Genomic DNA, 23,748 nt, shown 5'->3' on the forward strand with positions numbered 1-23,748 from the left:
ACCCGATACCCGAGCTGCGCTTAGGCATGCGCGCCCGACCCATCAATCCCGCTAATGGCTCCTCCGAGAAATGCTGGTTTGTGCGGGGCGCCCCCGACGGGCCATCTCGCGGCAACAACGGGAGACGCCTCTTGAAACCCATCCTGCTCCTCGCCGCCGTCCTCACCTTGCCCTGGCTCCAGCAGGACGACCCGCTCACTCGCCCGATCGCGCCCGAGGCCGCCGCCAAATGGATCGGTCCGCAGGCGCCGATCCGCGTATACAGCAACACCTATCTGGTCGGCTTCAAGGGAATGAATGTAGCCCTGATCGACACGGGCAAGGGGCTGATCCTGATCGACGGCGCGGTGCCGCAATCTGTGCACGACGTCGAGGCGCACCTGCAGCAGCTCGGCTACCGCATCCAGGACGTGAAGCTGATCCTCAGCACCGAGCCGCATTTCGATCATGCCGGCGGGCTGGCGGCACTCGCGCGCGACAGCGGCGCGACGGTGGTGGCGAGCAGCTGGGGCGCCGCGGCACTGCGCAACGGCCGCAGCCCCGCCGATGATCCCCAGGTCGCCTGGCTCGAGCCCTTCCCTGCCGTCTCCCGCGTGCGGGTGGTGCAGGATGGCGCGGCGATCCGGCTGGGCGGCGTCACCGTCACCGCCCGCGCCACGCCGGGGCATACGCCGGGGAGCATGAGCTGGACCTGGCGGAGCTGCGAGGGTCGTGCCTGCAAGACGCTGGTGTTCGGCTCGAGCCTCAATCCGGTCGCGGCGGACGGCTATCGCTTCACCAGCCATCCCGAGGTGGTGGCCAGCTTCCGCGCCACCCAGGCCAGGGTGCGCGCGATGCCCTGCGACATCCTGTTCAGCGCGCATCCGGACAATTCAGGCGGTCCCGAGAAATATGCAGCTCTCGCGCGTGGCGTGCGGCCCAACCCCTATCTCGATCCCGGCGCGTGCCGCGCCTATGCGGCGCGCTCCGAGCAGGCGCTCGCAGAGCGGCTGGCCGACGAGAAGGCGGGCCGGGCGAAGTAGATCGTGCTGACATTCGGCCCGCTTTTCCCCGGCGAAGGCCGGGCCCAGCCTAGGCAGTGCACGCGAAGACGCGCCAAGGCGCGTGACTTTCAAGTCTGGGCCCCGGCCTTCGCCGGGGAAAAGAGGATTTCGAGTTCCGCCTTGATAATCGATACGGTTTAATCGCGCCGCGCGGCGCGGAACAAGGCGGCGGAGAGCAGCCAGGGCAGCGCGAAGCCGGCGATCAGCCCGGCGGTGCGCGGCTCCGTGGTCAGCGCGGGGATCACGGTGGCGGCCTGCACCAGCGCAGTCGCCGCCATCGTCCAGGCCATGCCGACCGGCTGGAACCGCGCGAGGAAGCCGCCGAGCACCGCCACTGCGACTACCCCGCCGAACAGCAGGTTGAGCGGATTGCCCTCGTCGCCGATCATGCCGACCGCGAGGTTGATCCAGATCGTCAGGAACGCCGTGAACAGCGCCAGCGCCACGCCGGCGCGATAGGCCCCGCTGGTGCGCGCGCGGATCGCCAGCTCGAACACCAGGCCCGTGCCGCCGATCAGCACCGCCGCGACGAGGAAGTCGACCGGCCCCCAGACGACTTCGCGGGTAAACTGCATCGCGATCGCCGGCAGGAGCAGCAACCCGGCTGCCGCGCTCCACGCGGCGATCCGCAGGCCTTTGCCGGTGCGGGGATCGGGATAGGTCTGCGCTGCCATGACTGCCTCCTGCTTGGGTGGCACCGCTCTGCGCTTCCAGGCGCGAATGGGCCAACCAAGCTTCGGAGGAATCGGCGTGCAGAGGAGGTGCAGGTGCATCAGCGACATTCAGTTCCCCGGCGAAAGCCGGGCCCCAGTTGCAACCTCGTTCGAGAGGTTCACCCACCTGCCAAATTCGTCGAAACCGGGCCCCGGCTTTCGCCGGGGAACAGCCTGGATGTAGCGCCAGATGAAAAGGCCCGCCGGTCGCGAGACCGGCGGGCCTTGTCTTACCCGAAGGCGATCAGTTCACCAGATGCGCACGCGGTCCGCCGGCGCGACATACTGCTTCTGGTCGGGCGTGATCTTCCACGCGGCGTACCAGGCATCGACGTTGCGCAGCGGGTTGATCGCGCGGATCTGGCCCGGCGAGTGCGGATCGCTGACCAGCTGCTGGCGCAGTGCCTCGGTGCGGAACAGGGTGCGCCACACCTGGCCCCAGCCGAGGAAGAAGCGCTGGTCGCCGGTATAGCCGTCGATCACCTTGGCCTTCTTGCCGCCGAGCGAGGTGTGATAGGCGTCGAGCGAGATCAGCACGCCGCCGAGGTCGCCGATATTCTCGCCCATCGAGGCGCGGCCGTTGATGTGGACGCCCGGCAGCCCCTCGAAGCTGTACGCCTCATACTGCGCGCCGAGCCGCGAGGCCTGGGCCTCGAACTTGGCGGCGTCTTCCGCGGTCCACCAGTCGCGCAGCACGCCATTGCCGTCGGACTTGCGGCCCTGATCGTCGAAGCCGTGGCTGATCTCGTGACCGATCACCCCGCCGATGCCGCCATAATTGACCGCGTCGTCGGCCTGCGGATCGAAGAAGGGCGGCTGCAGGATCGCGGCCGGGAAGACGATCTCGTTCTTCACCGAGTTGTAATAGGCGTTCACCGTCTGCGGGGTCATGCCCCACTCCGTCTTGTCGACCTGCCCGCCCAGCCGGTTGCGGCGGAAATCCCATTCGAAGCGGCTGGCGCGCTCGGCATTGCCGACCAGGTCGCCCGGCTTCACTTCGAGCGCGCTATAGTCGCGCCACTTGTCCGGGTAGCCGATCTTGACGGTGAAGCCCTTGAGCTTCTCCTGCGCCTGCGCCTTGGTCTCCGGGCTCATCCAGGCGAGGTTGTTGATCCGCCCGGCGAGCGCGACGCGCAGGTTCGCCACCAGCGAGTCCATCTTCGCCTTGGAGGCCGGCGGGAAATAGAGCGCGACATAGTCGCGGCCCACGCCTTCGCCGATCGCGCGCTCGACAAAGCCGACGCCGCGCTTCCAGCGCTCACGCTGCTGCGGCTGGCCGTTGAGGAACTTCGAGCGGAAATCGAACTGCGCATCGACGAAGCGCTTCGAAAGCAGCGGTGCGATATCGTCGGTGGTGCGGAAGGCCTGCCAGGCCTTGAGCGTCTCCAGGTCGGTATCGGCGAAGACCTTGGCGATCGCCGGAACCGCGGTGTTCTGCGAGACGATCACGCGGTCCGCCTTGGTCAGGCCCGCGGCCGCCCAGAATGCATCCCAGCCAAAGCCGGGGGCCGCGGCCTTGAGCTCGGCGACGCTGGTCGGGTTGTAGGTCTTGTCGCGGTCGCGGCTCTGCACGCGGGTCCAGTGCGCCTTGGCGATCTGGGTCTCCATCGCGACCACCTTGGCGGCGGTGGCTTCCGGATCGGCCCAGCCGGCCATGCCGAGCATCTGCGCGACATATTGCTGGTAGCGCGCCACCTGCGGCGCGAACTTGGCGTCGAGATAGAGGTCGCGGTCGCCCAGGCCCAGGCCCGACTGGCGCAGGCTGAGCGCATAGACATTGGGGTTCTTGGCGTCGTCGCTGACGCCGACGCCGTAGAAGCTGCCGCCGAAGCCGCCGACCGAGGCGCCCATCAGCCGCGCAAGGTTGTCCTTGCTCGCCGCCGCCTTGACCGGCGCGAGCCGCTGCTCGAGCGGCTGCGCGTCGAGCTTCTCGGCCAGCGCCTCGTCCATGAAGCCGCTGTAGAGGATCGCCGACTTCATCCGGTCCGGATGCGCGGTGTCCGTGGCGCTATAGCCCGAGATCAGGCTGCGCATGCGCACTTCGGAGAGGTCGCGCAGCACCGCGAAGGCGCCGAAGGACGAGCGGTCGGCCGGGATCTGGGTGCGATCGTTCCAGGCGCCGTTGACGAAGCGATACCAGTCGTCGCCGGGCTTCACGCTCTTGTCCATGCCGGTCAGGTCGAAGCCCCAGGCGCCGTAGCGCGTGGCGCCGGCATCGGCACCGGCGGCGACGGGCGCCGAGGATTGCTGGCTGAACCCGATCGCGGGCACGGCGATCGCGGCCATGGCGGTGGCGAGCAGCAGGATTTTCTTCAATGGAGGTCCCCCGAGTTTTTATCGAGACGGTTAGGCGCGTCGGGGGAAGGTGTGTCACGACACCGGTGGCCGCGCAATATCCTTACGTGCGCGTGGAAGGTTCGGAAACACGCGGAAACAAAAAGACCTCCGGACAAGGGCAACGTGGCGCCTATCGGTATACTATCTTTACTCCGGACATCGCCTCGCGCCGCAGGAAGGTCCGGGCCTTGGGAGCATAGCGGATGCGCAGGCGATCCGGGCCGAGCCACTGCATCTCGGCCCAGGGCCCGCCCCAGTCGCCCGGCGCCGCTGCGCCGTGATCGTCGTCCGCGATGAATATATTGCCCTTCCCCACCGGCACTTCGCCCCGGCGCAGGATCGAGATCTGGGTGGAGAAGCCGGTGGTTGCGCCGCAGCTGCGCTCGAACATCACCGCGCTCAAGCCGCCTCCCGGTGCATCGCGCCGCGCGATCACATCGTTTGCGCACATGTCGGAATCGCCCAGACATGCAGACAGCTGCACCGACAATGCCATTGCAATCGCGGATCTCAGATAGGCGGCCATGCTCCTCCCCTTTTGACGAACTTGGCAGAAGCAGATGCAGGGAAGATGCAGGCGCTGTCTGCCTTCGGCCGAAGGCGCAACAAAAAGCCCGCCGGTCCCCAGGACCGACGGGCTTTTGAATGGTGGGCGCGGTAGGGATTGAACCTACGACCCCACCCGTGTGAAGGGTGTGCTCTACCACTGAGCTACGCGCCCATTGGCCAGGTCGTTGAACCTATGCGGCCGAAATGGGAAGCGGGCCTTTAGGCGGCACAGCTCCGGCTGTCCAGCCCCAAAACCCGCAAATGGAGCGGCTTAGTTGACCGCGTCCTTGAGGCCCTTGCCGGCCTTGAACTTGGGCTGGTTCGACGCCTTGATCGTCATCGGCTCGCGGGTGCGCGGGTTGCGGCCGGTCGAGGCCTTGCGCTTGCTGACCGAAAAGGTGCCAAAGCCGACCAAGCGAACCTCATCACCCTTCTTGAGCGCGGCCTGGATGGCATCGAACACGGCCTCGACGGCCTTGCTCGCATCGCCCTTCCCCAGCCCGGAGGTGTCGGCCACCTGGCCGATCAGCTCTTGCTTGTTCATTTCGTGACTTTCCCCCTCAAGAATTACGCAGAAATACGCGAGTCGCGGCGCAGACCCGAGCGATCAAGTCAGCACGGGCCCGCCACCGCTGTCAAAACCTTTCAGCCTGCTTTTCGCTCGCCATGACGAAAAGGTTACGGTGTCCGAACGGTTAGGTTTGCCCTGCATCAATGATGCAGGGGGTCTCCCAAACCGCTCGCCGCCGCCGGCGGCTGCACCGCCAGTTCGTCATGCTCGGTCCAGTCGATCGGCGCCAGCGGCTCGGTGAGCGCCAGGCGCAGCACTTCGTCGACATGCTTGACCGGAACGATCTCGAGAGCGTCACGGATATTCTGCGGGATCTCGGCCAGGTCCTTCTGGTTCTCGTCGGGGATGAGCACCGTCTTGATGCCGCCGCGCATCGCCGCGAGCAGCTTCTCCTTCAGCCCGCCGATCGGCAGCACCCTTCCACGAAGCGTCACTTCGCCGGTCATCGCGATGTCCTTGCGCACGGCGATGCCGGTCAGCGTCGAGACGATCGCCGTGACCAGGCCGATGCCCGCCGAAGGGCCGTCCTTGGGCACCGCGCCCTCGGGCAGGTGGACATGGATGTCCTTGCGCTGGAGCAGGCTCGGCTTGATCCCATAGGCGGGCGAGCGCGCCTTGACGAAGCTGAAGGCGGCCTCGACCGATTCCTTCATCACGTCACCCAGCTTGCCGGTCGTCTTGATCGCGCCCTTGCCCGGCACGGTGACGCTCTCGATGGTCAGCAGCTCGCCGCCGACCTCGGTCCAGGCGAGCCCGGTGACCGCGCCGATCTGGTTCTCCTCCTCGCCCAGCTCGTGCCGGTATTTCGGCACGCCGGCGAATTCGGCGAGGTTCTCGGGCGTGATCGTCACGCTCTCCGCCTTGCCTTCGAGGATCTTGCGCAGCGCCTTGCGGGCGAGGCGCGCGATCTCGCGCTCGAGCGTGCGGACGCCGGCCTCGCGCGTGTACTTCTGGATCAGCTGGCGCAGGCCCTCGTCGGTAAGGACGAACTCGCCGTCCTTCAGCCCATGCGCCTCGATCTGCTTGGCGATCAGATGGCCCTTGGCAATCTCGAGCTTCTCGTCCTCGGTATAGCCTTCGAGCCGGATGATCTCCATGCGGTCGAGCAGCGGCTGCGGCAGGTTGAGCGAGTTGGCCGTGCACACGAACATCACGTCCGAGAGATCGATGTCGATCTCCAGATAATGGTCGTTGAACTTGTTGTTCTGCTCCGGATCGAGCACCTCGAGCAGCGCCGAGGCGGGATCGCCGCGGAAGTCCTGGCCGAGCTTGTCGATCTCGTCGAGCAGGAACAGCGGGTTGCTGGTGCCGGCCTTTTTCAGGTTCGACACGATCTTGCCCGGCAGCGAGCCGATATAGGTGCGGCGATGGCCGCGGATCTCGGCCTCGTCGCGCACGCCGCCCAGCGACTGGCGGATGAACTCGCGCCCGGTCGCCTTGGCGATGCTCTTGCCCAGCGAGGTCTTGCCGACGCCCGGCGGGCCGACGAGGCACAGGATCGGCCCCTTCAGCTTGTTGGTGCGCGCCTGGACCGCGAGATACTCGACGATCCGGTCCTTGACCTTCTCGAGCGCGTAATGGTCCTCGTCGAGCACGCCCTGCGCCTCGGCGATGTCCTTCTTGAGCTTCGACTTCTTGCCCCAGGGCAGGCCCAGCAGCACGTCGAGATAGTTGCGCACCACCGTGGCCTCGGCGCTCATCGGCGCCATGGTCTTGAGCTTCTTGAGCTCGGCCTGCGCCTTGGTGCGGGCTTCCTTCGAGAGCTTGAGCGTGGCGATCTTCTGGGTCAGCTCGGCGATCTCGTCGCCATCGCCTTCCTCGCCCTCATTGCCCAGCTCGCGCTGGATCGCCTTGAGCTGCTCGTTGAGGTAATATTCGCGCTGCGTCTTCTCCATCTGGCGCTTCACGCGGCTGCGGATCTTCTTCTCGACCTGCAGCACGCCGAGCTCGCCCTCCATGAAGGCGAACACCATCTCGAGGCGCTTCATCGGATTGGTCTCGACGAGCAGCGACTGCTTCTCGGCGACCTTCACCGCGATGTTGGCGGCAACCGCGTCGGCAAGGCGCGACGCGTCTTCCAGCTCGGCGAGCTGCACCGCGGTCTCGGCCGGCAGCTTGCGGTTGAGCTTGGCGTAATTCTCGAACTGATCGACCACCGAGCGCATCAGCGCCTGGATCTCGGTGCCTTCGACGGCATCGTCGTCGATCGGCGCGACGGTCGCGGTCAGGAAGGCGCCGCCCTCCTCCATCGTCACCAGCGAGCCGCGCTCCTTGCCGGCGACGAGCACGCGCACGGTGCCGTCGGGCAGCTTGAGCAGCTGGAGGACTTCGGCGGAAACGCCGGTATCGTAGAGGTCTTCGCGGCCGGGATCGTCCTCGGCCGGGTCGAGCTGCGCGACGAGGAAGATCTCCTTGTCGTCGGCCATCGCCGCTTCCAGGGCGGCAACCGACTTGTCGCGGCCGACGAACAGCGGCACGATCATGTGCGGGAAGACGACAATGTCCCGAAGGGGAAGAACGGGGTAGGACTGCTTCATGGATACTCCTGGGCCCGTACAGGGCTCCTCAGCTCCATTATATGGGGGTCGAGGAGCCCGCATCAATCATCGAACGCGGATCGGCTGTGGAGTGTTGCTTCCCATTGCGGCACGAGCAAGCGGTTTTCCCTGCATGACGTAGCGTAAGGCGCCAGAATGGGCCGCCGACGCCGCGAATCGACATTTCCCCGACTCGCCCCGCGCCGAACCCGTTCCGGGCCGCCCGATTTCCGGTTAGCATGACGCAAAAGCATTTCGCCTGAAGGAGGCTCCCATCCGCACTTCGCTGTTCCTCGCCGCATCGGCCCTGGCGCTCGCCACCGCTCCTGCCGCCGCGCAGACCGTAAAGCCCGGCGAGCCGCCGATCACGCCGACCACGCAGGCATCGGGCGGGCCGATCAGCCCCGAGCGCGCCGCGCTTCATCTCGAGCATGCCGATCTGGCGATCGAAGTATTCCCCGGCACCCAGCGCATCGCCGGCGTCGGCACGCTGACGATCAGCAGCGCGATCCCGCAAAAGATCCTCCAGATCGACCTCGACCGGAACCTGCCCGTCACGGCGGTCAGCGTCGACGGCAAGCCGCTGACGCCCAAGGAATGGGCCAATCCCGAGGGCCGGCTGATGGTCACCCTGCCCCGCCCGCTCAAGGCCGGCGGCAAGGCGGTGGTGCGGATCAGCTATGGCGGCACGCCGCACGTCGCGGTGCGCGCGCCCTGGGACGACGGCATGGTCTGGGCCAAGACCCCGGGGCCGGACCGCGAGCCCTGGGTCGCCAGCACGGCCGAAGGCTATGGCTGCGACCTGTTCTGGCCCTGCCTCGACTTCCCACGCGGTGAGCCGGACGTGGTCGACATGCACATCACCGTGCCCAAGGGGCTGAAGGTGGCGGGCAATGGCAGGCTGGTCAGCACGCAGGAGCTGCCCGATGGCCGCTCGACCTGGAACTGGCACACGCGCAGCCCCAATCCCTATTCGGTGACACTGCAGATCGCGCCCTACAAGCTGCTCCAGGCCGACTACAGGAGCCGCTTCGGCAACACGATCCCGATGCAATATTGGTACCTGCCCGGTCGCGACGAAAAGGCGGCGAAGCTGTTCGCCGAATTCGCACCCTCGCTCGATTTCTACGAAAGCGTGATCGGACCCTATCCGTGGGGCGACGAGAAGGTGGGCGTCGCCGAGACGCCGCACCTCGGCATGGAGCACCAGACGATCAACGCGTACGGCAACAACTACAAGCAATACCCCTCGGGCTTCGACGAGATCTTCCAGCACGAGCTCGGCCATGAATGGTTCGGCAACCAGATGTCGGCGCAGAACTGGGACGATTACTGGCTGCACGAGGGCTTCGCCCAGTACATGCAGCCGCTCTATGGCCGCTGGCGCGAGGGCGAGGCCCGCTATGCGATCATGATGGAGGATTTCCGCCTCGCGATCACCAACACCGCGCCGATCGTCTCCGGCCAGATCCGCACCGAGGAGCAGGTCTATGAGGAGAAGAATGGCGGCCCCGGCCAGGACATCTACGTCAAGGGCGCCTGGGTGCTCCACACGCTCAGGAACCTGATCGGCGACGACAAGTTCTTCGAGGCGACGCGCCGGCTTGTCTATGGCCGCCCCGATCCCAAGCCCGGCAATTTCACCCCGCGCTTCGCCACCACGCCCGAGTTCATCACGATCGTGAACCAGGTGTCGGGCAAGGACCTGCAATGGTTCTTCGACGTCTATCTCTACCAGGCGCCGCTGCCCGAGCTGACAGAGAATCGCCAGGGCGACACGCTGGTGCTCCGCTGGAAGACGGCGGGCGACAAGCCCTTCCCGCTGCCGGTGGAAGTCTCGATCGACGGCAAGGTGAAGAAGATCGACATGCCGGGCGGCACCGCGACGGTGAAGCTGCCGGCGGACGCGCATGTGATCGTCGATCCGGACTCTCGCATCCTCAAATATTCGGCCGCGGTCGAGGCCTATCAACGCTACGCATATCGGAGGTGAGCATGCTCGCACTGGTCCATCCCGAGCCCACCAGCATCTATGCGGTCGTCGCGCTGTTCGGCAGCCTGTTCGTCTGGGTCGCGGTGCTGCTGATCGCGCGAAGCCGGCGCGGACCGGCGGGCAGCGAAGTGACCCAGGGCCGCGATTCGAGCTCGATGCGCGGCGTAGCCGTGCAGGCGCTCGGCTTTCTCCTGGTCGGCTTCGGTCCGCTGCGCCTGGTGATCGGCCCGCCCGACGCGCTTGCGATCGGGGAGACGGCGCTGGTGCTGGGATCGATCGTCGGCGTGATCTGGCTGTTCTTCGCCTCGTCGCGGGCGATGGGAAGCAACTGGGCGATCGTGGCGCGCACGCGGGACGATCACCAGCTCGTTACCTGGGGGCCTTTCGCGCTGGTCCGCAACCCGATCTATGTCGCGCTGTTCGTCTGGATCCTGGTGATGGCGCTGGCGCTCGGGCATTGGCGGGCCCTGCTCCTGGCAGTGCCGCTCTACTGGATCGGCACCTGGATGCGCGTCAGCCGCGAGGAAAAGCTCCTCCGCGCGCAGTTCGGCACCGCTTATGACGCCTATGCGGCGCGCGTGAAGCGCTTCGTTCCCGGGCTGGTCTGAGGAAATTGACGTTGATCCTGATGCTCTCGATAGCGACGCTGTTCTCGTTCCAAACTGCCCCCGCGCCGGCCACATCCCAACCCCAAAACCGTGGCTCGACCGGACGGGCCTCCCAGATGATATCGCGCTCTACTCGGATAAAAGCGGTCGCCTGGTCGATTGCATCTCGCGAGCGGGATCGCCCATTCCTGCGGACTTCGCCCCGCTTTGCCGCCAGGCACTCGCCCGCAACGCCAAGGCACGCCGCCTGACACCGATCGACCGCGCCAAGTGGCTCGCCGGCGCGTCGCTCAGCGGCGGATCGGGGCACATGAGATTCGCATTGGACGTGGGCACACGAGGACAGGCCACGCGCTGTCAGGCACTCGAATCGAGCGGCGATGCCCCGACCGATGAGCGCATCTGCGATCTGCTATCGCAACGCGCACGTTTCGTAGCGGCGCGCTCGAGCGAGGGCACACCCTTGCCGGCTACCTATCGCAACGACGTGCAATGGTGAGCTCCCCGTCGAACGCAGGGCTTCAGTCCTCCGGCATCCCGCCATCGGGCCGCAGCAGTTTCGCCAGCACGAAGCCGAAGCCGATCTGCCACGGCGTGTAGATCTTGAGCAGCTGCAGCCAGTTGCTCGGGAACGCGTCGTTGCTCGATCCGGTCGTCATGTAGAGGTAGACGACCATCGCGCCGAGCCCGGCAAGCATCGCCGTGCCGAACACCGCGAATACCACCGAGGCGATGCCCGGCCGGCCCAGCCCGGTGACCAGCACCAGCAGCAGCGCGAGCCCGGCGCCCACGCCGCCGCCGATCAGGCCCGAGCGTATCGGATCGGCGATCGCGTTGACCTGCCCCGCCAGTTGCACCGCCGCCCAGTGCGCGAAGGTGACGCCGATCACCAGCACCGCGACCTTCATCACCAGCTTGTGGCTCCGCCCGGCCCAGACCAGGGGCAAGGTAAGCAAAGGCGTGATCCAAAGCCCCGCATTGGCGACATTCGCCAGGGTGAGTACGCTCAACCCCGCGATGAAGAGCAGATGCCCCAGGACAAGCCACTTGAAAGCCGTGCCCGCGGCAGAATCGAGCGCAAGATTGAACGACGAGTGATACTCGCGGGGATCTTCGTCCGCGAGGATTGCAGCTTCAGACATAGGAACCCTCCTCTATCCGGCTAATACACCAAGCGTGCGCCTCAACTTGAGTCGCGTCAACAAAAGTCGATCTTGCAGCGCAGCGAAGTTCGCGCGACATTCCAGCCGCTTGGGGAAGCATCTTGGGGGACGCATATTGACCGACCAGAGCCTGTGGAATCCGGACCTCGCGCCGACCGGGCCCGGGCAGCGCAGCTGGGCCTGGTATCACTATGCCGCGCTCTGGGTCGGGATGATCGTCGCGGTGCCCGCCTGGATGCTCGCCGCCGGGCTGGTCGAGCAGGGCATGTCCGCCGGCCAGGCCGCCTTCACCGTGCTGCTCGGCAACGTCATCGTGCTGATCCCGATGCTGCTGATCGGCCATGCCGGCGCCCGCCACGGCATCCCCTATGCGGTGCTCGTCCGCGCCTCGTTCGGCACCAGCGGCGCGCGGCTGCCCGCGCTTGCCCGCGCGCTGGTCGCCTGTGGCTGGTACGGCATCCAGACCTGGATCGGCGGCGAGGCATTGCTGACGCTGCTCGGCGTGTTGCTGAAGGTCGATCTGCGCGGAAGCCGGCTCCCCGTGCTCGGCATCGGGATCGGCCAGCTTGCCGCCTTTCTCGCCTTCTGGACGCTCCAGCTCTTCTTCGTGCGCAAGGGCCTGCTTACCATCCGCCGGCTGGAGACCTGGACCGCGCCGGTGAAGATCCTCGTCTGCATCGCGCTGGTCTGGTGGGCGATCGACGCGGCGGGCGGACTCGGCCCGATCTTCCACGCGCCTTCCGCCTTCGTGGCCGGCGGCGCCAGGGCGGGGCAGTTCTGGAGCGTGTTCTGGCCGGCGCTTACCGCGATGATCGGCTATTGGGCGACGCTGGCGCTCAACATCCCCGATTTCACCCGCTTCGCGCGCTCGCAGCGGGACCAGCTGATCGGCCAGTCGATCGGCCTGCCACCGATGATGGGGCTGATCGCGCTCGCCAGCGTCATCACCACCAGCGCCACCGTCGTCATCTATGGCGAGGCGATCTGGGATCCGGTCGCGCTCTCCGGCCGGTTCGAGGGGCCGCTGGTGCTGCTCGGGCTGGTCGTGATCAGCATCGACACCATCTCGTGCAACATCGCCGCCAACCTGGTCTCTTCCGCTTATGACTTCTCGTCGCTGTGGCCGGCGCGGATCAGCTATCGCACCGGCGGGATGATCACCGCCGCGCTCGCCGTCCTGATCATGCCGTGGAAGCTGCTCGAGTCCTCCGGCGGCTATATCTTCGTGTGGCTGGCCGGCTATTCGGCGCTGCTCGGCCCGATCGCCGGGATCCTGATCGCCGACTACTGGCTGATCCGCCGCACCCGGCTCGCGGTGGACGATCTCTACCGCGCGGACGGCGCCTATCGCTATCGCCGCGGCTGGAACCCGGCGGCGCTCGCCGCCTTCGCCGCGGGCGTGCTGCCCAATCTGCCCGGCTTCCTCGCCACCGCCGCGCCCAAGGCGATCACGGTCGGCCCGGCCTGGATGGCGATCTACACCTGGGCGTGGTTCGTCGGGCTGGGCATCGCGCTGCTCGTCTACACCGCGCTGATGCGGCTCAGCCCACGTCCCGCCGCCCAACCCGCATGAGCCAGGCGAGAAAGAAGGCCAGGCAGGCCTGCCAGGGCAGATGGATGCACTCGAACCAGAAGACGAAGCGCGCCGACCTGAGCGGATAGTCTAGCGCGTTGGTGAACATCAGCCCCTGCGCCATGCCGAGCGCGGCGAGCGCGGTCAGCGCGACGATGCCGAGCGCGATGATCGTGCGGTTGGCAGCGCCGAGCGGCACCAGCCGCAGTGGGACCAGCAGCACCAGCGCCAGCGCGCCGCCGGCGAAGCCGCCCACCGCGCCGGTGCCGAGGTCGCGCAGATAGGCCTGGGGGTCGGGCTCGAGCGAGAAGCTCAGCAGCGCGTGCCGCCAGGCCAGGTAGTTCGCCACGACATGCGCGAGCGGCAGCACCGCGGCAAAATAGACGACGCGCTGCACCCAGCCGCGCTGCCGGACGCTGGCGAACAGATAGGGCAGCCCGAACAGCGGCGTCAGATAGAGGCTGGGCCCGATCACCGGCGCCAGCACGTCCTTGGGGTCTGGGTAGAGCAGGATCGCGAACGCCAGCGCCACGCCATAGACCACTGCGCCGACCAGCAGCCAAATGAAGGCGTGGCGAAAGCGGACATGCCGGCGCCGCGCCTGCCGGGCGGCGAGTCTGTCGGTCCTGGTCAGCCCCCGCCGCATGGGGGCAGTCTGCATCATCCTCCTTCTTCCGTCATCCCCGCGAAGGCGGGGATCCAGAGTGGCGAAGGACGCCGCTTTTGGTACCCCGGATTCCCGCCTTCGCGGGGATGACGACAAGGGCGCAAAAGCAGAAGGCCCTCCCCGCTTCCGGGAAGGGCCTTCCAGATTTCAGCCGAAGCTAAGGCGCTACGCTCAGCCCGCCTTTTCCTTCTTGGCATAGACGCGCACCGGCTCCTTCGAGCCGCCGACCACGTCCTTGTCGACCACGACCTCGTCCACCCCGTCCATCGACGGCAGGTCGAACATCGTGTCGAGCAGGATGCCCTCGAGGATCGAGCGGAGGCCGCGGGCGCCGGTCTTGCGCTCGATCGCCTTCTTCGAGACCGCCGTCAGCGCATCGTCGTTGAAGCCGAGCTTCACGCCCTCCATGTCGAACAGCTTCTGATACTGCTTCACAAGCGCGTTCTTCGGCTCGGTCAGGATCTTGATCAGCGCCTCGACGTCGAGGTCCTCAAGCGTAGCGATCACCGGCAGACGACCGACGAACTCGGGGATCAGGCCGAACTTGAGCAGATCCTCCGGCTCGACCTGCTTGAGCATCTCGCCGGTGCGGCGCTCATCCGGCGCGGCGACATGCGCGCCGAAGCCGATCGACTTGCCCTGCAGGCGGTCACCGATGATCTTCTCGAGGCCCGAAAAGGCGCCGCCGCAGATGAACAGGATGTTGGTCGTGTCCACCTGCAGGAATTCCTGCTGCGGATGCTTGCGGCCGCCCTGCGGCGGAACGCTGGCGGTGGTGCCTTCCATCAGCTTGAGCAACGCCTGCTGCACGCCCTCGCCCGACACGTCGCGGGTGATCGACGGGTTCTCGGCCTTGCGGCTGATCTTGTCGATCTCGTCGATGTAGACGATGCCGCGCTGCGCCCGCTCGACATTGTAGTCGGAGGCCTGGAGCAGCTTGAGGATGATGTTCTCCACGTCCTCGCCGACATAGCCGGCTTCGGTGAGCGTGGTGGCATCGGCCATCGTGAACGGCACGTCGAGGATGCGCGCCAGCGTCTGCGCCAGCAGCGTCTTGCCGCAGCCGGTGGGGCCGACGAGCAGGATGTTCGACTTCGAAAGCTCGACGTCCGCACCCTTGGCGCCGTGGTTCAGGCGCTTGTAGTGGTTGTGCACCGCCACCGAGAGCACGCGCTTGGCACGCTTCTGGCCGATCACATAATCGTCGAGGACGTCGCAGATTTCCTGCGGCGTCGGGACCCCGCCGTCCTTCTTGCTGACGAGCGCGGACTTGGTCTCTTCACGAATGATGTCGTTGCAGAGCTCCACGCACTCGTCGCAGATGAACACGGTCGGGCCCGCGATGAGCTTGCGTACTTCGTGCTGCGACTTGCCGCAGAACGAGCAATAGAGCGTGCTCTTCGAGTCACCGCCGCTGAGCTTGGTCATTCAATCCATCCTTGGTGCGCCGCGCGCACATTACGCCACCCGCCATCCTACACGCGGGTGGTACTCCGGCAAAGTCGGAATCTGGCTATTACGCCAGACTCCTTAAGCACCTACTGACAATCAGGCTGCCGAAGCCTCGCCGTCAGACGGGGTCGGCCGCTTCTCGTAAACCTCGTCGACCACGCCGAACGCCTTGGCTTCCTCGGCCTCGAAGAAGCTGTCGCGGTCCATCGTCGTCTCGATCTTCTCGATCGGCTGGCCGGTATACTTGGCATAGAGCGCGTTCATCCGCGCACGGATGCGCAGGATCTCGCGGGCCTGGATCTCGATGTCCGACGCCATGCCCTGCGCGCCGCCCGAGGGCTGGTGGAGCATGATGCGGGCATTGGTGAGCGCCACGCGCAGGCCCGGCTCACCCGAGGCGAGCAGGAACGAGCCCATCGAGGCGGCCTGGCCGATGCAGACCGTGCCGACGCGCGGACGGATATACTGCATGGTGTCGTGGATCGCCATGCCGGCGGTCACCACGCCACCCGGCGAGTTGATGTACATCCAGATGTCCTTCTTCGGGTTCTCGGACTCGAGGAAGAGCAGCTGGGCGGTGATCAGCGAGGCCATATGGTCCTCGACCGGGCCGGTCACGAAGACGATGCGCTCGCGCAGCAGGCGCGAATAGATGTCGAAGCTGCGCTCGCCGCGGCTCGACTGCTCGATAACGATGGGAACGAGACCGCCGGTGACGGGATCAATGGTCATCTGACCGGAAAGCGGATGCATGGATGATTTTCTCGTTATGGTGTTTTGGCCCGACCAACATCGGCGCTTGACGTGCGGAGTTCAAGCCTTGGTTATGGTTACGCCGCTACGACCGGCTCCGGGGAGGGTGTCATCACGGGAATGCAGGCCAGGGACGCGCTGGAGGCGACGCGCAAGGCGGCGGCGGGGCTGATCCTCGCCGGGCTGGCGCTGCGCCTCGTCTGGCTGGTGCTGGTGCGCGGTCTGCTCGCCCCCTTCGACCTGGGCGAGGCGAGCGGCGCGGCGGCCGCCCTGGCGCGGACCGGCACGATCGCCGACGCCTTCGGCCCCGGCACCGGCCCCACTGCGCACCTGATGCCGGCCAGCGTGGTGCTCGCCGGCGCCGTGCAGCATGTCTTCGGCGATTCGGCCTGGGCGGGCCTGGTGCTGAGCCTGTGGACGCTGGCCCAGCTCGCGCTGATCTGGCTGCTCGCCCGCGCACTGTTCGCCGGCGCCGGATGGCAGCCCGCCGCGATCGTCGGCGGGCTGGTGCTGGCCTGCCTGCTTCCCGGACATATCGTGCAGGAAGCCGCGGACTTCCGTGTCTGGGAAGGCGGGCTGGCGACCCTGCTCGCGCTCGCCAATCTGTGGCTGATCGTCACGATCGAGCAGCGCGAGACGATAGCCCCGCAACCGCTGCTGATCGGGGCGGCACTCTCTGCCCTGACCTTCTTGGTCAGCCCCACCACCGGCCTCGCGATCGATGCCTGCTGGGCCTGGCTCGCGCTGCGCCGCCTGCCCCTGCCCCAGGCGCTGGCCTTCGCCGCCACTGCAGCGGCGGCGCTGGCGCTGGTCCTCGCGCCCTGGGTGCTGCGCAACGCGCAGGTGATGGGCAGCCCGGTGCTGCTCCGCGACAATCTCGGGCTCGAGATGGCGATGGCCAATTACCCGGGGGCGCTCGACCCCGCCGATCCCCGCGCCGAGGGCGTGGCGCGGATGCAGGCGATCCATCCCTATCGCAACCCCGCCGTCCAGGCCCGGCTGCGCGCCGCGGGTGGTGAGGTCGCCTATGCGGCGGCGCTCGGCCGCGAGACCCGCGGCTGGATCGCCGCGCACCCGCTCGACTTCGCCCGGCTGGCGCTGCGCCATTATCGCCAATTCTATTTCCCCGATCGCTGGCAGGGCGCGCTGACAAATTGGGGCGCCTTTCCCAACCTGCGGATCGAGATGATCCGCCTCGTCGCCGCCTTCGGCCTGCTCGGGCTCGCCATCGGCCTGGTCCGGCGGCGGCGCTTCTACGGGCTGTTCGCGCTCTACCTCGCGCTTGCCGGCCTGCCCTACGCGCTCGTCCTGCCGATCCCGCGCTATGGCTATGTCGTCTGGCCGCTGCTAGCCTTCCTCGCCGCCCGGCTGTTCGCTGACCTTTTCACCACCTTGCCGGCGCTGCGGCGCGGGCCCATGATCGCGCGATGACAAACACCGTCCTGGTCACCGGCGGCTCCGGCTTTGTGGGCAGCCACGTCCTCCTCCAAACGCTGGCGGCGGGGCATGAGGTGCGCACCACCGTACGCAGCCTGTCACGCGAGCCCCAGGTCCGCGCGACGCTCGAAAGGGCCGGCGCCGACACCAGCCGGCTGCGCTTCTTCGCCGCCGACCTGGAGAAGGACGACGGCTGGGCCGAGGCGGTGGCGGGCTGCGACTATGTCCAGCATGTCGCCTCCCCCTTCCCGCCCAACCAGCCCAAGGACGAGCAGGAGCTGATTCGCCCGGCCCGCGAAGGCACGCTCAGGGTGCTCCGCGCCGCGCATGCCGCGGGCGTGAAGCGCGTCGTGCTCACCTCCAGCTTCGCCGCGATCGGCTATGGTCAGGGCCAGCGCCACACCGACTATACCGAGGCGGACTGGACCGATGTGAACGGCCCCGCCGTCCAGCCCTATATGAAGTCCAAGACACTTGCCGAGCGCGCCGCCTGGGACTTCGTCACCGGCGAGGGCAAGGGGCTCGAGCTGGCGGTGGTCAATCCGGTCGGCATCTTCGGGCCGGCACTCAACGACGATCTCTCCACCTCGATCTGGCTGGTCAAGTCGATGCTCGAGGGCCAGATGCCCGGGCTGCCCGACCTGTGGTTCGGCGTGGTCGATGTCCGCGACGTCGCCTGGCTCCAGGTCGAGGCGATGACCAATCCCGATGCCGCAGGCGAGCGCTTCCTGGCGGTGGCCGGCCCGGCGATGTCGATCCCGCAAATGGCCGAGGTGCTGCGCGCCGGCCTCGGCCCGGCGGCCGCGAAGATCACCCGCCGCCGCGTGCCCAGCTGGCTCGTGCGGATCATGGCGCTGTTCAATCCGATGGCGCGCGAGGCGGCACCCCGCCTCGGCATCCAGTCCAACGCCAGCAACGAAAAGGCCCGCCGCCTGCTCGGCTGGCAGCCGCGCTCGAACGAGGAAGCGATCCTCGCGACGGCGCACAGCCTGATCGATTTGGGACTGGTTAAGGCTTGAGCGGCCCCGGTTGCGCCAGATAGGCGAGCCGGCGCACCTCGCGCCGCCCGCGCACCACCGTGTCGAGGATCAGCCCGGTGAACAGGTTGAGGAAGGCGAGGATCATCAGCCCGGTCGCCAGGATCGCGGTCGGGAAGCGCGGCACCAGCCCGGTATGCACCCAGGTCAGCGCCAGCGGGATGCTCAGCCCCACGGCGAGCGCGGCGAACACCGCGGCGATCCAGCCGAAGAACAGCATCGGCCGCTCGATCCGGTAGAGCACGGCGATCGTCTTCAGGATGCGCCAGCCGTCGCGATAGGTGTTGAGCTTCGATTCGGAGCCCTCGAGCCGGGCGAAATAGCGCGTCTCCACTTCGCCGACGGGCATCTTGAGCTCGAGCGCATGGACGCTGATCTCGGTCTCGATCTCGAACCCGGCGGAAAGCACCGGGAAGCTCTTCACGAAGCGGCGCGAGAAGACGCGGTAGCCCGAGAAGATGTCGGTGAAGCTGCGCCCGAACAGGCTGGCGAGGATGCCGGTCATCAGCCGGTTGCCGAGCACATGGCCGCGGCGATAGGCCTCGGCCTCCTCGTGCACGCGGGTGCCGACGATCATGTCGAGCCCCTCTTCCGCCACCCGCGCGACCATCGCCGGCGCCGAGGCCGCGTCATAGGTCGCGTCGCCGTCTGCCATCACATAGATGTCGGCCTCGATATCGGCGAACATCCGGCGCACGACATTGCCCTTGCCCTGCATCCGCTCGCTGCGGACCACGGCGCCGGCGGCGCGGGCGACTTCGATCGTCCGGTCGCGGCTGTTGTTGTCGTACACATAGATGGTCGCGCCCGGCAGCGCGGTGCGGAACGCCTCGATCGTCTGCGCGATGGCGGCTTCTTCGTTGTAGCAGGGCAGGATGACGGCGACGGACGGCTGGCTCATGCGCCTGCCATAGGGCCGAATTGGTTACGGTTCGATAGCTTTTCGCCTTTGACGCCACCGTTTCGGCTGCGCATCATCCTGCCGATCTCAAGGGGGAATCGAGGATGGGGCACAGCAATCTCAAACTGTTGACCTGGGTTGTTACCATCATGGTGGTGATCGACGCGCTCAACATGCCGTTCGTGGCAGTCACGGTGCAGTTCTTTCCGAGCTTCTTCGCGACGAGCCTGATGCCGATCGCGGACCAGTTCGATACGAGCATGTGGATGCTCAAGATCGCGACGATCATCCTGTTCAGCGTCTGGATCTACCGGGCGGGCAGCAACCTGCTGCGCGTCGGCTATCAGGATCTGGAATTCACGCCGGGTGCGCGCATCTGGTGGTTCGCGGTGCCGATCGCCAACCTCTTCAAGCCGTTCCAAGGCATGCGCGAGCTGTGGAATGCCAGCCATGGCGAGACCGAATACACCATCACGCCGCCACTGGTCTCCACCTGGTGGGCCTTCTGGCTGGCGGCCAACATCCTCGCCTCGGCCAATGCGCGCTTCCCAAGTGTCGCCCTGATCGACCTGACGGCGCTTGCCGACATCGGGCTGGCAGCGCTGGCGATCCCGATGATTCATCAGATCGCCCGCGCGCAGGCGCGGATGGTGCCCGAGGAAGTTGCCGAGGTCTTCGCCTGAAAAGCAAAGGCCCCCGCTCCGGCTGGAGCGAGGGCCCTTGAATGTCTCGGGTGAGAAGAAGCCTCAGTCGGCCTTCTTCTTCGCCGGTGCCTTCTTCGCGGGCTTGGCCGGAGCCTCTTCCGCGGTCTCGGCTTCGGCCTTCTTGGCCGGCGCCTTCTTGGTCGCTGCCTTCTTCACCGGCTCGGCCTCGACGAGCTCGTCGCCAGCAGCCGCCGGCTCGACATCGGCCTTCTCGGCCTTCTTCGCCTTGGCGGCCGGCTTCTTCTCGGCCTTGGCCTCGCCGTCCTCGGTCTTCGCCTTCTTGGCGCGCGGCTTGTGGTTGTCGTGGTCGTGATGATGCGTGCCGGTGTCGAAGCCCTCGTCGGACTCGATCGCGGCTTCCAGCTCGTCACGGCTCACTTCGCGGTCGCTGATCTCGGCCTTGTCGAACAGATAGTCGACCACCTTGTCCTCGAACAGCGGTGCGCGCAGCTGGGCGGCGGCCATCGGCTCGTTGCGGACATACTGGTAGAAGCGCTCGCGGTCGTTCGGCGAATACTGCGCCGCCGCCTGGGCGATGAGCTGGTTCATCTCCTGCGAGCTGACCTCTACGCCGTTGGCGGTGCCAATCTCCGAGAGGAGCAGGCCCAGGCGCACGCGGCGCTCGGCGATCTTCACATAGTCTTCGCGCTCGGCTTCGAGCTCGGCCTTGGCCGCGGCCGGATCGGCCTCATGCTCGGCTTCGTGCTGGAGCTGGTGCCAGATCTGGTCGAACTCGGCGTCGACCATCGAGGGCGGAACCTCGAAGTCATGGCCGGCCGCCAGCTGGTCGAGCAGCTTGCGCTTCATATAGGTGCGGGTCAGGCCATTGAGCTGCTGCTCGAGCTGGCCCTTGAGCAGGCCGGTGAGCTGCTCGAGGCTCTGCAGGCCCAGCGTCTTGGCGAAATCGTCGTTGATCTCGGTCTCGCCGGCGGTCTGCACCGCGGTGATCTTGAGCGCGAACTGGGCGGGCTTGCCGGCCAGGTCGGGCACGCCGTAATCGGCCGGGAAGGTGACGTCGATCGTCTTCTCGTCGCCCGCCTTCACGCCGACGAGCTGGTCCTCGAAGCCCGGGATCAGGCGGCCCGAGCCGATCTCGACTGCCATGCCCTCGCCGGTGCCGCCGTCAAACGCGACGCCGTCGACCGAGCCGGCGAAGTCCATCACCACCTGGTCGCCGGTGGCGGCCTTGTGCTTGGCCGGGGCGTCGGTGAACGCCTTCTGCTGGCCGGCGAGCTGCTTGAGCTGCTCGTTGACCTCGTCGTCGCTGACCGGAACGGTCAGGCGCTCGAGCTTGAGCGTGTCGATCGCGGGCGTCGGGACGTCGGGGAGCACTTCGAGCTCGACCTTGACCTCTGCGTCCTTGCCGGGCGCATATTCGCCTTCCAGGCTGACCGACGGCGACACCGCAGGGCGCAGCTTGTGATCGGCGATCAGCTTCTGCACGCCTTCCTGGATAGAGTTGTTCAGCGCGTCCTGCGCGATCGCCTCGCCATGCATCTTGCGAACCAGGTTCGCCGGCACCTTGCCCGGGCGGAAGCCCGGCATGCGCACCTGCGGAGCGACCCGCTTGACCTCGGCATCGACCTTCTTGTCGATGTCCTTGGCAGTGATCTTCAACGTGTAGGCGCGCTTCAGGCCCTCGTTCAACGTCTCGACAGTCTGCATTTTTCTTCGGCTTCCAAACTTCAAGAATAGGAGTCGCGGCGTCCGGTGACGCGGGCAAACGAGCGGCGATGCTGGTGCGGGCGAAGGGACTCGAACCCCCACACCTTTCGATACCAGAACCTAAATCTGGCGCGTCTACCAGTTCCGCCACGCCCGCACAGGGCACCGCCGGTCGGCGGGCTCTATAGCAGTCGGGTGCCTCATCGCAAGGGCGCAGGAGTCTTTAAGGCGGGAGGGCGTCCGGCGCGACTGAACCCAATCGCGTTCCAGGGCGTTGAGCTAGCGAAACAAGGAGATCGAACGTGCCCGTCGAACCGCCCGTCCAGCCGACCGTGCCGCCTGCGGAAGCCCCACCGGCGCCACAGCCCGGCCAGCCGGCGAGCCCGCCGCCGGAGTTCGATCCGCCGGCACCGGACATCGACGTGCCCGCCCCCGAGCCGGCCACCCCCGCGGTGCCCAGCCCGGGCCAGCCGATCGCCTGACAGGAAAGGACACGAGATGACCGACGACAATCGCAAGGACCCGCGCTCCGATCTCGAGCAGGTCGTCGAAGCGCGCGCCGACGCCGTCAAGCGCGGCGAAGGCGGTGACGGCAGGTCGCCACTCGAGCCGTCCGGCGTGGCCGATGGCGTCGGCGGGACCGGAGGCGAGGTGAAGAACCAGGGCTCCGACCAGCAGTAACCCTGGCCGCCCATGATCGACAAACATATCAGGAAGCTCCGGCTGCGCTGCGAAATCGGCGCGTCGGAAGAGGAGGCCATTCGCGACCTCGTCCAGGGGCCGTACGACTATCCTGCCGAGCAGGTCATCGTGCGCCGCGGCGAGCCGCTGAACAGCTCGATCCTGCTGCTCGACGGCCTGCTCGCGCGCTACAAGGATCTGAGCGACGGCCAGCGCCAGATCACGCACATCCATGTCGCCGGCGACTTCGCCGACCTGCACGGCTACACGCTCAAATATCTCGATCACAACCTGCTGTCGCTCACGCCGGTCAGCATCGCGCGGGCGCCGCATGCGAAGATCGACGAGATCACGGACAAGTATCCGCACCTCACCCGCGCCTTCTGGTTCTCGACCAATCTCGACGCGGCGATCCACCGCGAATGGGAAGTGTCGCTCGGCCGGCGCAATGCCATCGAGCGCGCCGCCCACCTGCTCTGCGAGCTCCAGTCGCGCCTGCTCGTGGTCGGCGCCGCCGAGGGCAAGAGCTTCCGCCTGCCGATCACCCAGACCCAGTTCGCCGAATGTCTGGGCCTCACCGGCGTGCACGTGAACCGCGTGCTGCGCGAGTTGCGCGAGGCCGGGCTCGCCGAGTTCCGCAGCGGCACGGTGACGATCCACGACCGCGCCGGCCTCGAATCGCTGGCCGAGTTCGACCCGCTCTACCTCTATCTCCAGATGCCGAAGCGCCTCTCGGCCTAGGGCTTCACCCGCCGCGCGCTGAGGATCTTCACCGGCGCCGCGGGGATCTCGCCCTGGAAATAGCCGCGCAGCGTGGCGGTGGGCGAATTGGGCGCGTCGAAGATCTTGAGCACCACGTCCTTGCCGTCGATCACATGCGCGAAGGCGGCATAGCCAAGGTTATCGCCCGGCTTGCTCGGATCCGCGTCGAACGAGGTCTGGTCGCCGAGCACGATGGTGAAGTCCCCGCTCGCCGTGCCCGGCGCGCGGCGCGGGGTGGAGACGGTGAAATCGGTGTGCTTGATGCCGGTCAGCGTGGTCGGCTCGTGCTTGATCGGCGGCAGCACCTTGCCCGGCACGTTGTTCACGCCGAACTGCACGAAACCCCAATGATCCTGCACCTTGGCGACGCGGTAGAAGGTGATGCCGTCGAGCCGCTTCTGGTCGACATAGCGCAGGAAGTTGTTGCCGCTGATCGGCGCGTGGACATTGTCCACTTCGATCGTGATCGTCCCCGCGGTGGTGGCGAGCGCGACGCGGGGCAGCGCTACGGCGGGGCTCGGAGCGGGCGCGGGCATCGGCGCGGTCTGCGCGAGCGCGGGCAGAGCGAACAGGCTCAGCACAAAAACGGCGATCCAGCGCAT

Annotated in this window: 22 protein-coding genes and 2 tRNA genes; 10 read left to right on the top strand and 14 right to left on the bottom strand. The window is 67.0% G+C overall.

Features of this window, described 5'->3' with window-relative positions:
- Nucleotides 1-131 precede the first annotated feature (131 nt).
- On the top strand, nt 132-1,022 hold the full coding sequence (gene bla, locus ABLE38_RS01330) for a subclass B3 metallo-beta-lactamase (RefSeq protein ID WP_348972366.1): 891 nt from the start codon (nt 132-134) through the stop codon (nt 1,020-1,022).
- A gap of 158 nt (nt 1,023-1,180) precedes the next feature.
- On the opposite strand, the gene ABLE38_RS01335 is transcribed toward bla, so the two are convergent.
- The 6 genes from ABLE38_RS01335 to lon all read right to left on the bottom strand — a co-directional run bounded on the left by ABLE38_RS01335 (nt 1,181) and on the right by lon (nt 7,750).
- Nucleotides 1,181-1,717, bottom strand: coding sequence for a hypothetical protein (locus tag ABLE38_RS01335; protein ID WP_348972367.1), 537 nt, complete (start codon nt 1,715-1,717; stop codon nt 1,181-1,183).
- A gap of 288 nt (nt 1,718-2,005) precedes the next feature.
- Complete coding sequence (locus tag ABLE38_RS01340; protein WP_348972368.1) at nt 2,006-4,072, bottom strand: M13-type metalloendopeptidase; 2,067 nt, start codon at nt 4,070-4,072, stop codon at nt 2,006-2,008.
- 151 nt (nt 4,073-4,223) lie between these two features.
- On the bottom strand, nt 4,224-4,619 hold the full coding sequence (locus tag ABLE38_RS01345; protein WP_348972369.1) for a hypothetical protein: 396 nt from the start codon (nt 4,617-4,619) through the stop codon (nt 4,224-4,226).
- 120 nt (nt 4,620-4,739) lie between these two features.
- Nucleotides 4,740-4,814, bottom strand: a tRNA-Val gene (locus ABLE38_RS01350).
- Nucleotides 4,815-4,913: 99 nt separating this feature from the next.
- Entirely contained in the window at nt 4,914-5,186 is a 273-nt protein-coding gene (locus tag ABLE38_RS01355) for an HU family DNA-binding protein (protein WP_086129015.1), read from the bottom strand.
- A 167-nt stretch (nt 5,187-5,353) separates the two neighbouring features.
- Nucleotides 5,354-7,750: an endopeptidase La gene (lon, locus tag ABLE38_RS01360; protein WP_348972370.1), complete on the bottom strand. Its 2,397-nt coding sequence runs from the start codon at nt 7,748-7,750 to the stop codon at nt 5,354-5,356.
- Between the two features lie 622 nt (nt 7,751-8,372).
- Here lon and ABLE38_RS01365 point away from each other — a divergent pair.
- The gene (locus ABLE38_RS01365; RefSeq protein ID WP_348972371.1) at nt 8,373-9,743 is read left to right on the top strand and encodes a M1 family metallopeptidase; all 1,371 of its coding nucleotides are present in this window, start codon (nt 8,373-8,375) and stop codon (nt 9,741-9,743) included.
- Nucleotides 9,744-9,745: 2 nt separating this feature from the next.
- Nucleotides 9,746-10,351, top strand: a complete 606-nt coding sequence (locus tag ABLE38_RS01370) for an isoprenylcysteine carboxylmethyltransferase family protein (RefSeq protein ID WP_348972372.1) — start codon at nt 9,746-9,748, stop codon at nt 10,349-10,351.
- A 521-nt stretch (nt 10,352-10,872) separates the two neighbouring features.
- Here ABLE38_RS01370 and ABLE38_RS01375 read toward each other — a convergent pair.
- Nucleotides 10,873-11,493, bottom strand: a complete 621-nt coding sequence (locus tag ABLE38_RS01375; protein WP_348972373.1) for a hypothetical protein — start codon at nt 11,491-11,493, stop codon at nt 10,873-10,875.
- A gap of 136 nt (nt 11,494-11,629) precedes the next feature.
- On the opposite strand from ABLE38_RS01375, the gene ABLE38_RS01380 reads away from it, so the two are divergent.
- On the top strand, nt 11,630-13,087 hold the full coding sequence (locus ABLE38_RS01380) for an NCS1 family nucleobase:cation symporter-1 (RefSeq protein ID WP_348972374.1): 1,458 nt from the start codon (nt 11,630-11,632) through the stop codon (nt 13,085-13,087).
- Here the strand turns inward: ABLE38_RS01380 and ABLE38_RS01385 are convergent.
- The 3 genes from ABLE38_RS01385 to ABLE38_RS01395 form a co-directional block, all read right to left on the bottom strand.
- Nucleotides 13,056-13,748, bottom strand: coding sequence for a hypothetical protein (locus tag ABLE38_RS01385; protein ID WP_348972375.1), 693 nt, complete (start codon nt 13,746-13,748; stop codon nt 13,056-13,058). The genes ABLE38_RS01380 and ABLE38_RS01385 overlap by 32 nt on opposite strands.
- A gap of 177 nt (nt 13,749-13,925) precedes the next feature.
- Entirely contained in the window at nt 13,926-15,182 is a 1,257-nt protein-coding gene (clpX, locus tag ABLE38_RS01390) for an ATP-dependent Clp protease ATP-binding subunit ClpX (RefSeq protein ID WP_348972376.1), read from the bottom strand.
- Between the two features lie 120 nt (nt 15,183-15,302).
- The gene (locus tag ABLE38_RS01395) at nt 15,303-15,938 is read right to left on the bottom strand and encodes an ATP-dependent Clp protease proteolytic subunit (RefSeq protein WP_348972377.1); all 636 of its coding nucleotides are present in this window, start codon (nt 15,936-15,938) and stop codon (nt 15,303-15,305) included.
- A 141-nt stretch (nt 15,939-16,079) separates the two neighbouring features.
- Here ABLE38_RS01395 and ABLE38_RS01400 point away from each other — a divergent pair, with 141 nt between their 5' ends.
- Nucleotides 16,080-17,390, top strand: a complete 1,311-nt coding sequence (locus tag ABLE38_RS01400) for a hypothetical protein (RefSeq protein ID WP_348972378.1) — start codon at nt 16,080-16,082, stop codon at nt 17,388-17,390.
- Complete coding sequence (locus tag ABLE38_RS01405) at nt 17,387-18,415, top strand: aldehyde reductase (RefSeq protein WP_348972379.1); 1,029 nt, start codon at nt 17,387-17,389, stop codon at nt 18,413-18,415. Before ABLE38_RS01400 ends, ABLE38_RS01405 begins: the two co-directional genes overlap by 4 nt.
- Here ABLE38_RS01405 and ABLE38_RS01410 read toward each other — a convergent pair.
- Complete coding sequence (locus ABLE38_RS01410; RefSeq protein ID WP_348972380.1) at nt 18,405-19,334, bottom strand: glycosyltransferase family 2 protein; 930 nt, start codon at nt 19,332-19,334, stop codon at nt 18,405-18,407. The two genes, ABLE38_RS01405 and ABLE38_RS01410, sit on opposite strands and share 11 nt — an antisense overlap.
- 128 nt (nt 19,335-19,462) lie before the next feature.
- On the opposite strand from ABLE38_RS01410, the gene ABLE38_RS01415 reads away from it, so the two are divergent.
- On the top strand, nt 19,463-20,017 hold the full coding sequence (locus ABLE38_RS01415) for a DUF4328 domain-containing protein (RefSeq protein WP_348972381.1): 555 nt from the start codon (nt 19,463-19,465) through the stop codon (nt 20,015-20,017).
- Nucleotides 20,018-20,080: 63 nt separating this feature from the next.
- Here the strand turns inward: ABLE38_RS01415 and tig are convergent, their stop codons facing one another.
- Both tig and ABLE38_RS01425 read right to left on the bottom strand, forming a co-directional pair.
- A complete protein-coding gene (gene tig, locus ABLE38_RS01420; RefSeq protein ID WP_348972382.1) occupies nt 20,081-21,703 on the bottom strand; it encodes a trigger factor in 1,623 nt (540 codons plus the stop codon).
- A gap of 72 nt (nt 21,704-21,775) precedes the next feature.
- Nucleotides 21,776-21,860: transfer RNA gene (locus ABLE38_RS01425), tRNA-Leu, on the bottom strand.
- A gap of 145 nt (nt 21,861-22,005) precedes the next feature.
- Here ABLE38_RS01425 and ABLE38_RS01430 point away from each other — a divergent pair.
- Genes ABLE38_RS01430 through ABLE38_RS01440 form a run of 3 tightly spaced genes read left to right on the top strand, consistent with a single transcriptional unit; the run spans nt 22,006 to nt 23,125 of the window.
- On the top strand, nt 22,006-22,185 hold the full coding sequence (locus tag ABLE38_RS01430) for a hypothetical protein (protein ID WP_348972383.1): 180 nt from the start codon (nt 22,006-22,008) through the stop codon (nt 22,183-22,185).
- 16 nt (nt 22,186-22,201) lie between these two features.
- Nucleotides 22,202-22,384 (top strand): hypothetical protein, encoded by a 183-nt coding sequence (locus ABLE38_RS01435; RefSeq protein WP_348972384.1) that lies wholly within the window; start codon nt 22,202-22,204, stop codon nt 22,382-22,384.
- Between the two features lie 12 nt (nt 22,385-22,396).
- A complete protein-coding gene (locus ABLE38_RS01440; RefSeq protein ID WP_348972385.1) occupies nt 22,397-23,125 on the top strand; it encodes a Crp/Fnr family transcriptional regulator in 729 nt (242 codons plus the stop codon).
- On the opposite strand, the gene ABLE38_RS01445 is transcribed toward ABLE38_RS01440, so the two are convergent.
- Nucleotides 23,122-23,748, bottom strand: a complete 627-nt coding sequence (locus ABLE38_RS01445; RefSeq protein ID WP_348972386.1) for a peptidylprolyl isomerase — start codon at nt 23,746-23,748, stop codon at nt 23,122-23,124. The genes ABLE38_RS01440 and ABLE38_RS01445 overlap by 4 nt on opposite strands.

Source organism: Sphingomonas sp. KR3-1 (genome assembly GCF_040049295.1).
GTDB lineage: Bacteria > Pseudomonadota > Alphaproteobacteria > Sphingomonadales > Sphingomonadaceae > Sphingomonas.

What these genes read in the sequence shown, in the direction of transcription:
- clpX (WP_348972376.1), bottom strand. Translation starts at nt 15,182, where the DNA reads ATGACCAAGCTCAGCGGCGGTGACTCGAAGAGCACGCTCTATTGCTCG.
- ABLE38_RS01375 (WP_348972373.1), bottom strand. Translation starts at nt 11,493, where the DNA reads ATGTCTGAAGCTGCAATCCTCGCGGACGAAGATCCCCGCGAGTATCAC.
- ABLE38_RS01400 (WP_348972378.1), top strand. Translation starts at nt 16,080, where the DNA reads ATGCAGGCCAGGGACGCGCTGGAGGCGACGCGCAAGGCGGCGGCGGGG.
- ABLE38_RS01365 (WP_348972371.1), top strand. Translation starts at nt 8,373, where the DNA reads ATGGTCACCCTGCCCCGCCCGCTCAAGGCCGGCGGCAAGGCGGTGGTG.
- ABLE38_RS01410 (WP_348972380.1), bottom strand. Translation starts at nt 19,334, where the DNA reads ATGAGCCAGCCGTCCGTCGCCGTCATCCTGCCCTGCTACAACGAAGAA.
- tig (WP_348972382.1), bottom strand. Translation starts at nt 21,703, where the DNA reads ATGCAGACTGTCGAGACGTTGAACGAGGGCCTGAAGCGCGCCTACACG.
- ABLE38_RS01445 (WP_348972386.1), bottom strand. Translation starts at nt 23,748, where the DNA reads ATGCGCTGGATCGCCGTTTTTGTGCTGAGCCTGTTCGCTCTGCCCGCG.
- ABLE38_RS01395 (WP_348972377.1), bottom strand. Translation starts at nt 15,938, where the DNA reads ATGACCATTGATCCCGTCACCGGCGGTCTCGTTCCCATCGTTATCGAG.
- ABLE38_RS01355 (WP_086129015.1), bottom strand. Translation starts at nt 5,186, where the DNA reads ATGAACAAGCAAGAGCTGATCGGCCAGGTGGCCGACACCTCCGGGCTG.
- ABLE38_RS01345 (WP_348972369.1), bottom strand. Translation starts at nt 4,619, where the DNA reads ATGGCCGCCTATCTGAGATCCGCGATTGCAATGGCATTGTCGGTGCAG.
- ABLE38_RS01385 (WP_348972375.1), bottom strand. Translation starts at nt 13,748, where the DNA reads ATGCAGACTGCCCCCATGCGGCGGGGGCTGACCAGGACCGACAGACTC.
- ABLE38_RS01335 (WP_348972367.1), bottom strand. Translation starts at nt 1,717, where the DNA reads ATGGCAGCGCAGACCTATCCCGATCCCCGCACCGGCAAAGGCCTGCGG.
- ABLE38_RS01440 (WP_348972385.1), top strand. Translation starts at nt 22,397, where the DNA reads ATGATCGACAAACATATCAGGAAGCTCCGGCTGCGCTGCGAAATCGGC.
- ABLE38_RS01435 (WP_348972384.1), top strand. Translation starts at nt 22,202, where the DNA reads ATGACCGACGACAATCGCAAGGACCCGCGCTCCGATCTCGAGCAGGTC.
- ABLE38_RS01405 (WP_348972379.1), top strand. Translation starts at nt 17,387, where the DNA reads ATGACAAACACCGTCCTGGTCACCGGCGGCTCCGGCTTTGTGGGCAGC.
- ABLE38_RS01370 (WP_348972372.1), top strand. Translation starts at nt 9,746, where the DNA reads ATGCTCGCACTGGTCCATCCCGAGCCCACCAGCATCTATGCGGTCGTC.
- lon (WP_348972370.1), bottom strand. Translation starts at nt 7,750, where the DNA reads ATGAAGCAGTCCTACCCCGTTCTTCCCCTTCGGGACATTGTCGTCTTC.